The sequence below is a fragment of the Elusimicrobia bacterium HGW-Elusimicrobia-1 genome (assembly GCA_002841695.1).
Taxonomy (GTDB): domain Bacteria; phylum Elusimicrobiota; class Endomicrobiia; order PHAN01; family PHAN01; genus PHAN01.
This window is the reverse complement of sequence record PHAN01000005.1, coordinates 1-16,180: the sequence shown is the minus strand read 5'-3', so window position 1 is coordinate 16,180 and position 16,180 is coordinate 1. Positions and strand designations below refer to the sequence as shown.

The 16,180-nt window shown below is 45.0% G+C and carries 14 protein-coding genes and 1 riboswitch; all 14 genes read left to right on the top strand.

Features of this window, described 5'->3' with window-relative positions; all coding sequences use genetic code 11:
• The first annotated feature begins 266 nt into the window (after positions 1 to 266).
• A complete protein-coding gene (locus CVU77_04325) occupies positions 267 to 1,769 on the top strand; it encodes a hypothetical protein (GenBank protein PKN01521.1) in 1,503 nt (500 codons plus the stop codon).
• The gene (locus CVU77_04320) at positions 1,717 to 2,898 is read left to right on the top strand and encodes a hypothetical protein (GenBank protein ID PKN01520.1); all 1,182 of its coding nucleotides are present in this window, start codon (positions 1,717 to 1,719) and stop codon (positions 2,896 to 2,898) included. Before CVU77_04325 ends, CVU77_04320 begins: the two co-directional genes overlap by 53 nt.
• Before the next feature lie 55 nt (positions 2,899 to 2,953).
• Positions 2,954 to 3,814, top strand: a complete 861-nt coding sequence (locus CVU77_04315) for a hypothetical protein (GenBank protein ID PKN01519.1) — start codon at positions 2,954 to 2,956, stop codon at positions 3,812 to 3,814.
• Between the two features lie 265 nt (positions 3,815 to 4,079).
• The gene (locus CVU77_04310; GenBank protein PKN01518.1) at positions 4,080 to 5,432 is read left to right on the top strand and encodes a hypothetical protein; all 1,353 of its coding nucleotides are present in this window, start codon (positions 4,080 to 4,082) and stop codon (positions 5,430 to 5,432) included.
• 157 nt (positions 5,433 to 5,589) lie between these two features.
• Complete coding sequence (locus CVU77_04305; protein PKN01517.1) at positions 5,590 to 5,868, top strand: hypothetical protein; 279 nt, start codon at positions 5,590 to 5,592, stop codon at positions 5,866 to 5,868.
• 19 nt (positions 5,869 to 5,887) lie between these two features.
• On the top strand, positions 5,888 to 6,103 hold the full coding sequence (locus CVU77_04300) for a hypothetical protein (protein PKN01516.1): 216 nt from the start codon (positions 5,888 to 5,890) through the stop codon (positions 6,101 to 6,103).
• Between the two features lie 15 nt (positions 6,104 to 6,118).
• On the top strand, positions 6,119 to 7,096 hold the full coding sequence (locus tag CVU77_04295) for a hypothetical protein (GenBank protein ID PKN01515.1): 978 nt from the start codon (positions 6,119 to 6,121) through the stop codon (positions 7,094 to 7,096).
• 68 nt (positions 7,097 to 7,164) lie between these two features.
• Positions 7,165 to 7,746: a hypothetical protein gene (locus CVU77_04290; protein ID PKN01514.1), complete on the top strand. Its 582-nt coding sequence runs from the start codon at positions 7,165 to 7,167 to the stop codon at positions 7,744 to 7,746.
• Positions 7,747 to 7,752: 6 nt separating this feature from the next.
• Positions 7,753 to 9,192: a hypothetical protein gene (locus tag CVU77_04285; GenBank protein ID PKN01513.1), complete on the top strand. Its 1,440-nt coding sequence runs from the start codon at positions 7,753 to 7,755 to the stop codon at positions 9,190 to 9,192.
• 226 nt (positions 9,193 to 9,418) lie between these two features.
• Positions 9,419 to 11,143: a hypothetical protein gene (locus tag CVU77_04280; GenBank protein PKN01512.1), complete on the top strand. Its 1,725-nt coding sequence runs from the start codon at positions 9,419 to 9,421 to the stop codon at positions 11,141 to 11,143.
• A gap of 30 nt (positions 11,144 to 11,173) precedes the next feature.
• Entirely contained in the window at positions 11,174 to 12,211 is a 1,038-nt protein-coding gene (locus tag CVU77_04275) for a hypothetical protein (GenBank protein ID PKN01511.1), read from the top strand.
• A 183-nt stretch (positions 12,212 to 12,394) separates the two neighbouring features.
• The gene (locus tag CVU77_04270) at positions 12,395 to 13,399 is read left to right on the top strand and encodes an aminopeptidase (GenBank protein ID PKN01510.1); all 1,005 of its coding nucleotides are present in this window, start codon (positions 12,395 to 12,397) and stop codon (positions 13,397 to 13,399) included.
• A gap of 146 nt (positions 13,400 to 13,545) precedes the next feature.
• Positions 13,546 to 14,871 (top strand): hypothetical protein, encoded by a 1,326-nt coding sequence (locus tag CVU77_04265; GenBank protein ID PKN01509.1) that lies wholly within the window; start codon positions 13,546 to 13,548, stop codon positions 14,869 to 14,871.
• Between the two features lie 430 nt (positions 14,872 to 15,301).
• A riboswitch (cyclic di-GMP riboswitch) is annotated at positions 15,302 to 15,404 on the top strand.
• A 151-nt stretch (positions 15,405 to 15,555) separates the two neighbouring features.
• On the top strand, positions 15,556 to 16,180 hold a 625-nt coding region (locus CVU77_04260; protein ID PKN01508.1), incomplete at its 3' end, for a hypothetical protein.

The window sequence follows — 16,180 nt, the reverse complement described above, 5'->3', positions numbered from 1 at the left end:
ATAGGAGATTAAAACATGATTAACACCCCTTACCTTACAAGCAATATGCCGATACGCGCCGTGGCGCAAACGGTTGTCCATCGGAATAATGAAAGTGGGGCGGTGTTCAAATGATTAAAAAAACGTTTGGAACTAAAATGTTTTTGCTAATTTTTACTACGTGCGTTACAATCTGTTGCACTGTATCTATTTTGTTTGCTGATATATGTTGCAAATATTGTAACTTTAGGATAAAGCATGCATGGCCTCCTTCTCAAAGTGCCACAATGCAAATGATTAACCATAACAAACAAGTACATGGAAAGGATGCCGGCGGCGAATGGCGTGAAAGCGATGGAGGAACAAAGGGCGGTACGAGTGACGATCCATATCAGCCGTTGGTGGATATATTTAAAGAACTGACGGACACGACAAAACAGGATCAGCAATGGTCTGTTACCTGCCCGCAGTGTGGACAGAAAATCTATGATAGCACGAAGGAACGCGTCGAGTGGGAATATCGGCAGCATAAACAGGCGCACCAACAGCAACAGGAGCAACAGGAAAAGGAGCGGTATGATAAGAGTGCCCGAGCGTGGGAGATGTCCAAGGGGGAGTGGTCCGTCGGCCCAATCATATTTAAGAAGGTTCCTCTGTGGGACAAAACCCAATACTTTTACGGAGTGGAATATAGGGTTTATAATGGCTCCAAAAAATCCCAAAGCGTTATGGTATGGGTTACGGAGAGCAAAAACATAGAAAACCTTGTCAAGAGAGGAGACACAAGCGTGCCCCCGGGCGAAGAGGTCTCTCTGGGCTATGTGAAAAAGGTGGGGGCATGGAGTAGTGAGGGTTGGTCAGTTAGTGTGGATTATGCCCCCAAGACCTATACGCCGGAAAAGGTTGTGAAGAAGCCGGTGCAGCCCCCATCCGTGCCCAGAATTCAAGGAACTACACCCGGACTTCTCCGTGAAGAAAAAACAGAACTTGAGCCGACTGAGAAGAAAATCAGAGCCGTTCCCGTTCCCGAATTCTGGGAGAATGTCAAGAACCATGTAAAGTTTTCAGATCCGCGGGCGGAGGAGATTAAAAACGAAGGGGTCAATCTTCTGGCCCAGTCGCCTTCCGGAAAAGAAATCCTGGATTTTTTAGCCAAATCAAATGTGCCTATAGGGGCGGGCACACTGAATCCCTGGGTGGTTGCCCAGTATGACCCGGCAACCAAGAAGATTACTGTCAATGAAGAAGCATTGAAAAATCCGGAATTCAACCGGACGGACTTTGCCGTAACACTGGCACACGAAGGACAGCACGCCAGGCAACACATAGAGGGCGGCACAATTTATTCCTCGGTTTACCATGAGTATGAGGCACATCTTGAGCAGAATAAGGTTTATGCCGAAGCGAGGCGTTCCGGGGCGCCCCCATCTAAAGGGCAAATAGAGGCGGACTACAAAATCTTGAAAAGCGTTGGTATTGAGAACTACCAAAAAATAGTGCACCTGCGTTATAACTCCGACCGGCAGTTGGCCCTTGACATGGCCAAATTGCGCATAGATTTTAGCCAGGGTAAAATTAGTGAGAGGGAATATTGGTTGGGGTTGAAGAAGTTGAAGGTCACATCATCTTTTGCTATGGCATATGGGTCTGGGAAGACTCCGGATGAAGTAAGAGAACAGCGGTTGCCGGGAACCGGTTGGTTGACGGAAGATGAACTCAAGAAAACGGAGAAACACTATGAAAATTACAGAGCGAATTACAAATTTGAACCCTATGACCCGAAGCCCTAACGGCTCCACGGATATAAAGAATTTCACGGGTTGGTTGGCAGTGGAGCTCGCAGTGTTTTTTCTGTGGGCGCGATTTGGTGTTTCTGCTCTGCTTTATATCAGACAGTGGGTATACTTTCAGCCGTTCTTCCCGACACTATGCTGGCTGGTTTTTATTTTGATGCTCTTTATCGTCAAGAGATTATTTCTGAAACAGATGCCAGTATGTTTTCGGTCCGCACGGGTATACTATGTTATATTGGGCATTTCTCTGATCGTCATCGTGTGGAGCGCATTATCTATCCGGCCATTCTTCAACGGGCAGTTTTGGAATATAGAAATATCCAAAAACGCTATCCGGATGTTGGCCCGGTATGAGACAAAGTTCAAAAACAAGACAGGCGCGTATACGGAAAACCTGGATGAACTCGGCCGCGCACTGTTTAACAATCCTTCATATGTGAATGACCGACTTGAATCTGCGCGTGTTCAATCTCTTACAATTAAAGTCAGTGATGGAGATGTTCGGATACGGGCTATTCCGGCAGGTTTTCAGTTTCTCGCCGATCCAATTGTATACGACAGTTCTGAGCCGAGATTGCTGGATATGCCACCCGGTTTTGCCGTGACATGGAGTTTTGACCCCGGGATGAACTCAGATAAACTGTCAGAGTCATGGTCATACAAAATCCGGCTTTACGGCAACATTTACGATTTCGAACTCGGAGCGGTCCACATAGCAATGAAGTCCTACAAAATGCAGTTCCCATCATTGTTTAATGACGCTGACGAACTGATTCAGGGCGAGGCATTTAGGGTACTTCCTCCGGATATTGCATGGTTTCTTGTACATCTAAACGAAAAGTTTAAGGGTTTGAAATCACGTAAGGTGCCCTCAGAAATAAGCGCCAAGAAAGTATGGGAATTATATCAGGTGGTCGAGAAGAATCGCTTTACAGCTCTTCCAAAAAATATCGCCCCCAAAAGGTTTTCCACTTTTGGGCAGGAAGCCATTTGTATCAATGTGCGGATGGCAGGCGAGGTTTACGAATCCCGCCTATATGTAGGGGATAAAATGTTGTCTAATTCAAAAGCCAAGCGATTCCTCAAAGTGCATGAATGGCTCAAGAATAACCTGACAAACAATTAGGTAAGTAATTTCACGCCGGACTCATCACAATCCGGACCGGATAGGAGATTAAAGCATGATTAACCCCCCTTACCGTACAAGCAATATGCCGATACGCGCCGCGGCGCAAACAGTTGTCTTAACGGCCTTAATATGCCTGGCCGGCTGCGCTCAAAAAGAAAAGCCGCCGGAATACACCCGGGTTCGCGCTATACCGGGCACGGTGGAGATAAGTTTTGATGCTCCCGATTCCGCGGACTGGGGCCGCTACCTGACGCCAAAGCCCGGCGTCAAAGGGAACTGGGAGATAGAAATCCTTCATCTTACCGAACGACTGGTGCGCATAGACATCAGAAAATATTCCGCGCGCCCCGGTGTCGGGGGATACGAATATCTGACGCCTGAAGCTTTGATAGACCGCTCAAAGAACCTGCCGAATACCAGCGTGGGCAGTGTAAAAAAGTTTAAGACAAAGCGCCTGGAATTTAAGCGCTTCGCCGAATCCGGCGATTGGGTCGAGACATCAGGCGGTGGGCCGAAGGCGCCGCATATGAGAGGGTACACCGCATTTTTTGAAGCCAAGGGCTTTCTGTACGTAATTTCTTATTCGGCGCCGGAAGACCGGTTCAAGGTCTATCTGCCTATTTTTGAGCATCTCGTTAATACGCTGGAGATGGAACCTGACGGCGGGCGGCACCGGGCGGCTTACAAAGGCAGTCGCAAGGTGCTGGTTTTTAACGATCGTCCGGGTATTCTGGCCGGCACGGCTCTGCCGCCGCCGGGGACGCCGCCCGTCAGGCATCCGTTCCTTTCGGGCAGCGCCCTGTATGCTGTGGAGGATGGGAATCTGCGCGCTATTCTGGAACAATCCGCCGGTTTTGAGGATTTCGTAAACAGGCTTAAACGCGGCGGCTACCGCGTGGAACCGGAATTATGAGCTCTAAAATCTTTTTTGTTTTGTTTGAACTCGGACAAGTAGCGGTATATTTTTTGATTTATTATGGGGCATGACTTTTGATGGCATGGCTAATTTCAAAAATCAGGAGACAGGCGGAATTCAGTCCGCGCAAGAAACTGCTTTACTGGATATCGGGAATCCTGGCCGCGCTGACCTATTTGCCCACTCTTGCAAGATATATTGAAGTTGCTGCGCGGTAGACGGTAAAAAATTTGAGGGAGGGTGTGTGATAACAAGATTAAGAATGCTTGGCATTGTTATACTGTTTCTGTCGGCATATCCGATGCCGGTTTTAGCAACGACAGAGTCAGAGGTTAGTCTAATCTGTCCTGTAGACGGCACCGGGTTCAACGCACAAGAAGTTATGTCAACGACATATTCGGGAGAATTTGACAGCGATTTGCTCCAGCTTACGGTGGGATTTAATCCGATGATTTTCTTCCCATGGACATGCCCCACTTGTTATTTTACCGGGTACTCGGATGATTTTAAGAGGGCGGGTGAAAAAAAATCCGATGGGCCGAAACTAACCGCGAAGCAAAAAAAGGGTTACATCTCAACCCTTAAACCGGCTTCTCTTTTTAAAAAACCCAAAGACAGCCGGGATTTTCCAAGTTGGGTTCGGTATGACCTTTACGCTCAGCGGCTCAAAATAGAAGGCGCTCCTTCGTATGAAATCGGCAACGCCCTTCACAATACGGCAAAGATTATACGACTGACGGCGGCCTTCCCGCCCATTGAAAAAAAATCTCTTGACAAAATTAACGAATTGCTCATGAAGATGCCTTCCAAAAAAGATAAGACGATCCCGGACTGGTTAAAAACCGCCCAAGACACGGAAGAAATTTTAAAAAAGGGCAAAGCCAACAATACGGATCTCTTGGCTTTGTTGATTTATCAATATCATCTGCACGGCGAGTTGCAGGCGGTGCTTAGCCACACGGCAAAATTGCAAGGCATGGAAAATGTTCCGGAAGGAATCAAAAATTGGGCGAATGAAACCGAGAAATTAATCTACAGGGAACTTTCGTTTCTGCAGCAAGCGCTTCCTTATTATGAAGAGAGTGTAAAGAAAAATATTGAAAATGCTTTTATTGTCCGCCATCTCATCGGAGATACATATCATAAATTAGGAGACACCAAAAAGATGGAGGAATGGTTCAATACAATTAAAGATGTGCCGAAAGAGGCGGAAGATGGTTTGAATAAGTTCATAAACATGAGCCGCGCAATGGAAGATCGGTTTCCTCTATCGGACTCAATTATAAACCTTGGCGAAGCAACGACAAAAGTAAATTTAGCCATAATTCGTTCCGCGATATCGATTTATTACGCGGACAATGAAGGCCGCTTTCCCAAAAATATGGAATTGCTCCTCTGGAGATATCTGGGCGCGATTCCCCCGATAGTATTGAGACGATATGGTCACGCCGTCTCATCCGCAATTGAGAGCCGTACATTTTCGGATAAACAGGGAAAAGTGGATCCGGCGCCCCTTCAAGACACGGGACATTGGCTTTATGACCCCAAAAGCGGGAATATTATCATAGATTGCACGCATAAAGATTCCAAAGGGCAGTCGGTGTATTCGTGGTAAATCGTCGGGCGACGGATATCAAAGCGGAATTCCGCGCCGCGTGTAATTTTGAAAAAGAAGATAACCTCACTCTCAGATATCAGATTTGGTGACCGCTATCGTAAGATGTGAGATAATAGAACGGAGGGGAAGCGTGAAAATCATCGGGATTGAAGGGATGACGGACGGGGAAATTTCTCTTGAAATTCAGAAGGGAGGAAGATTCGTCGTATTCCAGTACTGCGCGTCCGTTATTGTTATATCGTTTCTCCGGTCATCAAATATTTATTTTGTCCGTGCCGGAGGAAGCGCATTAAGCAAAGGATGGCCATATATTCTCATAACACTTATATTGGGCTGGTGGGGCATTCCATGGGGGCCGCTCTGGAGCGTAAAGTCCATTGTTATCAACCTGCGCGGCGGGAAAGATGTGACTAAAGATGTGGTGAACAAGTAGAAAGCAAAAAAGGAGAACCATGAAAATACTTTCCCTTTTTTTTGCCTGTGCTATATTTTATTTTTCTATCAATCTCGTTTATGGCTGGAATCCGCCGGCGTGGGGCGCAATAGGCGGAGTTGTCCGTTTTTTTATTATCGTTCTGATATGGGGGGCGGTAGATATTCTCCTTAAATCAATTTTTGAAAAAAAGAAAAACCCGGACAATAAAGACCGGGATCTTTCAGACAGATAAGGAACGGGTGCCCGAATGAAAACAGAATTCCATCCTAAATCCCAAAGAAAAATCAACCCTTTGATTTGTGTCGCGGTTTATTTAGCCGTGGCATTGTTTATTGGTTTCAATCATTTCAGTTCTTATGGTGCCTCTACAACATACTACATACTTTCAATGACTATTCCGACGGTTCTGCTGGTTATATTCTTAGCCGCAGGCAGGGCAAAATTGCCGTCAATTATTGTGGACGATACCACATTCAAATACGGGAAAACAGAATATAAAAGAGAATGGATGTTTAACGCCGCCCCGTTTGAAAATTATTATAATAATGCGCTTACCGACTGCGGTATTGAATTTCAATATGACGAAGGGGAAAAGTCTAAAAACATCACCAAAAAACGCGCCTCGCTTATTATTTTTGACGCGGAGCAAAGAAAAGAAATTCAAAAATTTCTGACGGGTTGGATACCTGTAAGAAAAGTTCCCGCGACGGATACAATCGTCAGGGAAGTCGCCTATGGGGATCCGGCAAAACCGGAAAAACTCGAGTGGAAATTTCGCCTAAAATTTCCCGACTACATATTTATGCGCGGATTTTTCCTTTTTGCAATGTTCTTTTGCGGAAGCATTGCGCTGTTTGTCCTGCCGTTTTTTTATGCGGAAAATTTAAAGGGAGATCCCGCCCCGTTTTATTTTGCCGTTATTTTTCTTGGCATTGCGAGCGCCTGGGTTATAAACTGGTTTAGATATTCCGGGTATGTGATTTGTGTTTATCCCGGACGAATTATAAAAGTCTGCCGCAGGACTTCCAAAATAAAATTCTCCGTAACATTTGGTGAAGTGGCCGGCATCGAAGACAATCGTTACAAAGCGATGATATGGAAATCGAGGAGTTTAATATTTACAATGCGCGACGGCAAAACAAATACGCTTGATATAACGGGTTACGAAAAACCGGATTTTCTCGTACAAGCGGTAAGAGATGCCTTGAACAGAGAGCCCCGGTAGATGTTTCCCTGCAAGGCGAGGCATTCCGCGTTTGCGGGGTTATTCCTATCGGAACACCGGATAAAAAAATGACAAAAAAAATTAAGGTGCTTATTATTGGTTTATCTATCTTAGTGGTTATCGTTGCGGTTTTTGTTTACTTAAAAGCATCAAAGAAACATATGTCACAACCTATTGACCTTTATGGTCGCTACTCGTTTGACGAGATGGGTATTGAGATTGAAGTTCAGTCTCCTCTTTTGGGTGTCAAAAAATATACCAGCACAGATGGAAAAGCCCATCTGCTGGTTATTCAGGAATCAAGAGCCGCCCGACCGGGTAAGATTACTGGCAATATTGAAATTAAAAAATATATCGATTCTCAAGAATATTCAAAAGAATATAATGAACAGATATATGACTCTAACGTAGTCAAAGAAACTTTTAAGCGAATAAAGTTGAATAACGATAATGATGGGGTATCCTATTTGGTCCGCGATCGTGATTCGCCGGGTGGCGGAGACATTTGGAATATATGGTGTGTAAGTAAAAATGGCGGCTATTACCGGCTGAGTTGTATGGTTTCATTGGGGGTTGATTCACCCGAAGCAGGAGAAACTAACTTGAAACGTTTTGAAGAATTTGTCAGGAGAATAAAGTTCCGGGAATAAAATTCCATGATTATTTTAAAAAAGATTCTAAAAAACGGGTTTATTCTTATTCTTTTGTTAACTTCCATTAGAACTGTTTCTGTCGGGGATATTGCGACAGTGCCTGTTCCTTTGCCGGTATTTGATAAACCTAAACCGCCGACGTTGATATGGAAAATAAAAGAAAAATTGATTGCTCAATACCCGATACAGCAATACATTTTTTCCAAGCCGCCTTCGGCCCAAAGCCAAGAAAAAATCAGACAGGCATTGGAAATTTTATATAGAACAGAAACAGGTAAAAAAATACTGACCGAATGGTCTGATGGCGGACATTTACCAAAAACCTATTCTGAATTAGTAAATGCCGGACTTAATGTTCGTATTTATAGATTACACAGAGACAATACATACGGCGCGGCATTTGGTGATTTTTTCCGACCAAAAACAAAATTTAACATTCTGATAAACCCCGGGCATTTTGACCGCCCGCCGTCTGAATTGTCTTTAATTTTAGCGCACGAAATCAATCATGCGGTAGACCTCAGAAAGTTCAAAGAAAAAGATCAAATGCAAAGCCGCGCCACCGAGCATAAGAGTTTTTTGCGCGGGGTGTTTTTATATTCAGAATTAAACCGAATAGGTATGACGCCCAAACCAAATTCAAAAGATGAAACTCCATTATTTGAAGATATGAGAATTTATACTAATATATGGAAAGGTGTTTTCGATAAAGGAATGATTGATAATCTTACAACTTTAAATGATAGAAAATTCCGAAGGTCGTACAATCGCTGGTATGCCACTTGGGCCGGCAGACAGGCATCTGAAAAGCGTTTGTATGGGACATCTGCTCTTTTGGCATTGATTGACGGTATCTACGGCTTTGACAAAAAAGCAAAGACGACTATAGAAGGATTTATAAAAGAGGCGAAACAGATTGACGACCCAAAGCCGGAATGGTTTTATGCAGAGTTAAAAAAAGAAGAGCTGTTGAAACGCGGGGATCTGACGCCGTGGTTTGATGATGAAGAAAATAAAGTTGAATATCGTGACGAAAAAGGCAATCTTGTAAGGTATGTAATCTATAGAGATGGCAATGCGTATACTTATGACGGCAGAACAAAGACCCTCATTAAAGTCGAACGGAATAAGAAATATACTAATCCTTGGAAAATCCGGCAAGAAAAAAGGAAGAAATCATATGAACCTCTTGGGTGGACGTCTTCTCACGACGGCTATGTTTACTACTATGATGGTTATGGGAAGCTTATAAAAAAAGAAAAATGTCTTGAATCATATACACCAATAGGATCTAACCCAGAGGCAGAAACTAAACCAAAAACAACAACAAATGCCCCTGAAACCGGCGGCTCCAGTGAAAATAATAGTAATAGAGAAAACAAGCCAGTTAAAGATCCCAGAGAGAAAATAATAAACTTTTTTAATAAAAATAAATTACCTTGAAAGTAATAAAAATCTTAAATTATTTCCCGATTATAAGAAGAAAATAATTGAAGAGAATAATAGTTGACATGATCCCATGAAAATACGCGTTATGGAGGGGATGACACAAAGCCGATTGAATTTAGAACTACAACAGGACTTATTAGAATAAAAGAGATAAGGAGTCAGAGTGTTGGGGTTGTGTTTCGGTCGAAAAAGAAGCAAAACTGAAATCATAGAAACTAATATGAAAAACAAATTTAATCTATGTTCCGTTACTTTGTCTTCCGCGCTTATTGTCGGAATAATTCTGCCGGGATTTTGTTCTATAAGCAGCGCAGCCGCTTTATCCGAGAGAATGGTCTCTGATGATTACACTATACGCAATTCCGCGGAAGAGGAACTGGAAAAATTAGATGCGGTGGCAAAGAAAAAAATTGTTTCCGAACTTATTTTATTTTTGAAAGACAAGAATCTTGTCAAGGCAGAACACGCTGCGGAAACATTGGGAAAATTGGGTCCAGCCGCCGAAAAATCGGTCCCGGCTTTACTTGGCGCTCTGAAACCCGGCAACCCAACCGGCCTTAGAGCCGCATCCGCCAAAGCCCTGGGCAAGATAGGGGCAGTTAATAAAGGCGTGGTTCCCGAGTTGATTCGGTGCTTGAAAGAAAAACCTACGGATTATTTGGATTTGGGGTATCATCAGGCGGCATCGGCCAAGGCATTAGGTAATATCAGACCGGTCTCGCCAAAAGTAGTTCCGGCTCTTATTGAAGCGCTTGAAAATACGGAAGCCGCGAGTTTTCCTTCCCTTGCGATTATGAAAGCCATAGGCGAAATAGGCCCGGAAGCAAAAGAAGCAATTCCAATATTAATTCAGTGTTTAGGAAGCACTCTGATGTGTTCTTACGCAGCCATGGCGCTAATTCAAATCGGGCCCGATGCGGTTCCACCGCTTATTAAAGCTTTGGAAAATGATGATTATCATGTCCGACAGTGGGCGGCTATTACACTGGGCGGCAGATTTGGTTCCAATGCGCAAAAAGCAGCGCCATTTCTTATAAAAGCATTGAAGGATATGGACTCTGCGGTGCGCTCCGCCGCGGCTTATTCATTGGGGAATATTGCGCCTGCCACCCCGGAAGCGGTTTCTGCCCTCATCGGAGCATTGGGAGACGAAGATCCTCATGTCAGACAATCGGCAATTGACGGTTTAATTAATATCAATAAAATTGCGATGGATTCTTTTATCGAGAATTTAGATAAGAATAAAGAATTGGAACAATCCGAAAAAGTTATTGACCACATTCAGGGGGCTCTCGCCGAAGCATTAAAAAATAAAAATCCTTATGTGCGCCAGGGTGCCGTGGAAGTTGTCGGGAGAATAGGAAGTTTAGAAAAAGAAACTATCGCGGCCGTTATGATTCTTTTGAATGACCCGGATGTTTCCGTGCGGCGAGCGGCTTCGGAAGCGCTGGAAAAAGCAGAAGACCCCGGTGCCCGGGAAGCGCTTAAAGCATACAAGAAAGAAGAGGAAGCGCGCATTAAGAAAAAAATCAGTGAAATCTCGTCAGATGAAATAAAAGATGTCGTAATAACGCTAAAAAAAACCGCCGGCTACGTGCCTTGCCGCGCTTATAAATTGACCGTATATGGACGCGGCGAAGTGGTTTTTGATATCGGCCCCGAACCTTTTACGCGCGCTTCTTGGAAGACAAGAAAAGCGAATATCAGCAAAGAAAAAATCAAACAACTTATTATAGAGTTTGAAAAAATAAATTATTATTCCTTGAAAGACAGCTACGAGAAATACATAGTAACTGATTTGCCGTATGTTATTACTTCAATTATTATGAGAGGAAAAACTAAAACCATTGTTCACTATCTTGGCGATACGGGCGCTCCCGATGAACTCAGGCGACTGGAAGATAAAATAGATGAAATCACAAATTCGGAGCAATGGGTAAAATAGAAACAGGAGAAATAAATATCGGAGGCGGGTATGATTAAAAAAATTGTTTTTTTTGTAGCGGTTATTTTTATCAGTGGAAGTATGGTTTTGGCATCTGCAAAGATGTCGGATGGCGCAAAACAGGAAGAAATCAAACGCAACATCGAGATACTCAAAAATCCGGAAGTTTTAAGTAAAGACAAGGATGAAGCAATAAAGAAATTGGGAGTGATGGGTGAGTCGGCCGCGCCATTGCTTATAAAAGCAATGGACACGGAAGATATAAGATTTATGTCCAATATTTGTCGAGCCCTTTTTGGCGTCGGCGATTCGGCCGTTCCGCGTATATTCAAGGAACTTGAAAAGCCGGTTTCTTCGGATAAAAAAACAATTTTAATAGGAATTTTGGGTGAATTTTTGGGAGAGACGCATAACAAAAAAATCATTTCAGGTCTTACAAAGTATCTTTATGGTGAAAACGAAGAAATAAGAAGAGAAGCGGCGCGCGCATTGGCAAATGCGGGTGAGGTTGGAGTCAAAATACTTGGCGAGCAATTATTAAAAGAGAAAGACACGGAAGTGAAACAACAGATAATAAACTCGCTGAAAAATATAAATTCAAAATCAGCCCTAATATATCTTAATAAAACCTTGAATGACAAGACGGTCTCGGTTGATATTATCCGTGCCGTTGCTTATATTTCCGATGAAAAAATCGGTAAAATTGCGGATAAACTTTACAATGAGGGAAAAATTACAAAAGAAGAAGTAAGAAAAAACAAAGAGGAAAGTATAAAAGGCAATCTCGGCGCGCTTCGCACCGCGTTAACTATTTATTACTCAGATAACGATGGTGTTTATCCTGAAACTCTTGACGCGCTTGTGCCAAGATATATTGAAGCAATACCCGATGCAGACACCGGGATAGAGGGGTTTCCTGTTACAAACAAAGTCAGATATGGTAAAGAACCTGATAGCAGGGGCGGTTGGCTATATAATAATGATAAAAAAGATACGGATTGGATAAATCTTATTTATATAAACTGCAATGAAAAGGACACAAAGGGAGCGCCGATGAGCGGTTATTGAGCATAAAGTAAAGTCAACAAAGGAGTGATACAATCTTCAATGTTATATTTGCGCGACGGCGAGAAAATACGGGTGAAAGATATCGTTGTCGCGGGTCAGTGAAAATCAGAGTGGATAGCGCATAAAATATATTCGAAAGTCGCCCGCCCCCTCGGGGCGATTTTTCAAACGGACATCAACCGGATGTTTATCGAACTTTCCTTTCGAACCAGCATAAAAAGAATCATATCGCTGATAATTTTCACCGTCGGCGCTTTTGCCGTAATCTCCGCCACGACATACGGCTGGCGTTTCTGGCGCAGGGCGTCTGGGAGCATCCGCGAGGACAAGGATATTATGCTTGCCGGGCGGCTTGAAAAACACGTTTATAAACTTTCGCATGAGATAGGCGACAGGAGCGTTTTCGAATATCATAATCTTCAAAAAGCGGCGGAATATATAGCCGGTCAGTTGTCCTCTTTCGGTTACAGCGTAAGATTTCAAAGTTACGATGTTTTGAATAAAAAAGTCGGCAACATAATAGCGGAGAAAAAGGGCTCGCAAAAACCCTGCGAAGTTATCATAGTGGGCGCGCATTATGATACGTGTTTCAATCCCGGCGCCGACGACAATGCGAGCGGCGTGGCGGGTGTTATCGAACTTGCGAGGGAATTTTCAAAAAGGGACACGAAACACACGATAAGGTTTGTGGCTTTTGTAAACGAGGAGCCGCCGTTTTTAAAAACCGGGGATATGGGCAGTGTCGTGTATGCAAAAGAATTAAAAAAGAAAGGCGATGTCATCAAAGGGGCGGTGATTCTTGAGATGATAGGTTATTACACGGAAAAAACTTTCTCCCAGAGATACCCGCCGCTTTTGGGAGCGGTCTATCCGAACAAGGGGAATTTTATATGCTTGGCGGGAAATTTTCCGTCGAGAAAACTTCTGAATAAAGTCGTTTCCGGTTTCAGGAAAGGAACGTCATTTCCGGTCGAATCCATAACGCTGGGTTTTGCCCCCGGTGCCGATCTTTCGGACCACTGGTCATTCTGGGAGGAAAAATATCCCGCCGTAATGTTCACCGATACCGCTTTTTTCAGGTACCCGCATTATCACAAAGATTCCGACATATGGGAAAAACTTGACTACGAAAAGATGTCGTATGTTGTGAAAGGCGTCGCGTCGGCTTTGCGGGAACTTGCCGAATAGACGTCCGTCGCCCTTCCAAAAAAACGAAAGGGTGGATATTAAATCCCCATCAATAATGCCACATACCTTGTGTTTTAGCCAAAATAATGCTATAATACCCCCGTATTTTAGCCAGATTGTGTATAAAACAGATTAAAGGCGGAACAATGCGCAGGGACATCGAAAAAGAGCTTCTATCCTGGAAATCGCAGAAAGGGCGTCAACCTCTTGTAATCCGGGGCGCGCGGCAAGTGGGCAAGAGCTACCTCGTGGAAACATTCGGGAAAGCGCATTTCAAAAACTGCGTCACGGTCGATTTCGAGTTTCAGCCGCAACTCAAGGAATGTTTCCGCAGTTTCGACCCGTCCGAGATAGTCAATAAACTGCAAATGCTGCTCGGCGTAAAAATCGACAAAAACGAAACGCTTCTTTTTCTCGACGAGATACAGGAATCCCCGCGGGCGCTGATGTCTTTGAGATATTTCAAGGAGAAGATGCCGGAACTCTCCGTGATCGCGGCCGGCTCGCTTCTTGAATTCGCGCTAAAAAAACCCGATTTCAAGATGCCTGTCGGCAGGATACAATTCATCTATCTTGAGCCGCTCTCGTTCGGAGAATATCTCGATGCTTCGGGTAACGGCCGGCTGCGGCAATTTTTGTCCGGCCTTAAAGCCACCGACAAAATTGACGACGCCATACACGAGAAACTTCTGGAATGTTTAAGAACGTATCTTATCGTCGGCGGAATGCCCGCGGTCTTAAAAGATTATCTCGACTCAAAAGATATGATGAATACCCAAAGGATGCAGACGGGGATTATTCAGGCATACAGGAGCGATTTCGGAAAATACGCCGGGCTTTCCCGGCATCAGTATCTTGAAAAAGTTTTCGACGCCGCGCCGCGGCTCGTCGGCCAGAGAATCAAGTATTCGGGCATCGACCCCGACAGCCGTTCAAGAGACCTAAAAGACGCGCTCAATTTATTGTCTTTGGCGGGGCTCGTCAAAATCGTTTATTCGACGAGCGCATCGGGGCTGCCCCTCGGGGCCGATATAAACGAGCGGAAGTTCAAACTGAACTTTCTTGACGTCGGACTTATGCAAAACGCCTGCGGCCTCGAAGGGCGGCTGAGTGTCGAGAAAGATTTTATACAGATAAACGCGGGCGCCGTCGCCGAGCAGTTCGCGGGGCAAGAATTGAGGGCATACTCCGACAGCCGCAGAGGCGGCGGGCTTTATTTTTGGGCCAGAGACAAAAGAAGCAGTTCCGCGGAGGTCGATTACATCATCGCCGTCGGGGCGGATATCCTGCCCGTGGAGGTAAAATCCGGCAAGCAGGGGAAACTCCGGTCGCTAAGAGTGTTCCTCGACGAAAAAAAGTCGAAGTTCGGCGTGAGATTGTCGCCGGGGAAACTCACTTTCCACGATAAAATCCTTTCCATCCCGCTATATATGATAGAACATCTGCCGCGCTTGGTATCGAGTTTGGAGTGACAGCGAGCGTTCCCTGTGTGTAATGTAATCGAATCTTGCACCCACCCATGGAGCAAAAACAACGTTTTAAGCAGCAGTAACCCTATTTTCAGGATATCCGAACCCTTTCGCGCCCCTGCCAAAGACCCTATTTTCCACACCATATCCAAGTGTTTGTCACGCTTATTTTTAGCAAAAATACCTAAAAAATCAACACAAACACCTAATTTCTGCCCCTGCAAAATAAGTTCGAACATCGTCCAGTCGGGGGAGTTTTTTATTTTTTTCCGTCGGTGGCTCGACGGAGAAACGGCCCGCCTTTAGTAACTCAAATTTAAAATTATCTTTAGAATATATTTTACTTGGCCGTATCGCCGAACCCGCCCCGTTTTTTATTTTCAAAAAAACTTGATTTTGGACGGGATTTCTGATATAAACTGACTACAAGAGTCAGCGACAAAGGCAAACCACGCCGAAAGGGTGGGACGCAAAGCCACGGGACTAAATCACGACGCAATGAAATCGCCGTGACATTTGTTCGCCGGGTTGCCGAAATGGCCGAAGTGATTTATTTTTTGGCCGGTTTGTCGAAATGGGCTTTGCGCTTTCCGTGGTTGTTGTTTTAGCGCAGCTTTTTCGTCGAGCCGGTTTTTATTTTGTCACATATAACGAGGATGTTATTTGCAGGCAGAGGGGTGGGGTAAAATGGGTAAGACGGCATCACTTCCCGTCGGATGTTTTTTGGTTGTTGCTTTTGCGGCCCAAGTATGCGCCGGCCCTGCGACGGAACTTCAAATATTATTGCCCGGCCAGACCGCTACGCCCGGCGTGGCTCCGGGGAAAACCGATTCGCCAAGCGTACAAACCGCGGGCGCGCCTTTTCTCGTCACGGTGGCTGCTCTTGATTCCGACTGGAACCCCGCCGACTCAACCGCCACTGTGCGGCTTACTTTCGACGATATTTTTGCGTCTTCCGTCCCCGAACAGATACTTCAGAACGGTTCGACGGTATTTTCGCTGGTTCTTATCACCGGTAACGTCGGGGCGCTGGACGTCTCCAATCGCTACACTATTCTTACCGCTTCGGATGTAACCAATCCTCCTTATCAGAACCCGCTTGCGTTTTCGACAGCCGCCGTGCCGGTAACAGCATCCCCCGCCGCCGTTTATCTGCTATTGCTGATGCCCGGACAAACGCACGTGCCGGGCCGTCCGCCTTACGCTCCGACGGGCGAGGGCTGGTATCCCGGCGGCGCGTCCGGAACTCCGTCGACGTGGCTGGCCGGAACCACTTACTACGCGACCATCGCCGCCTGCGATAAATACTGGA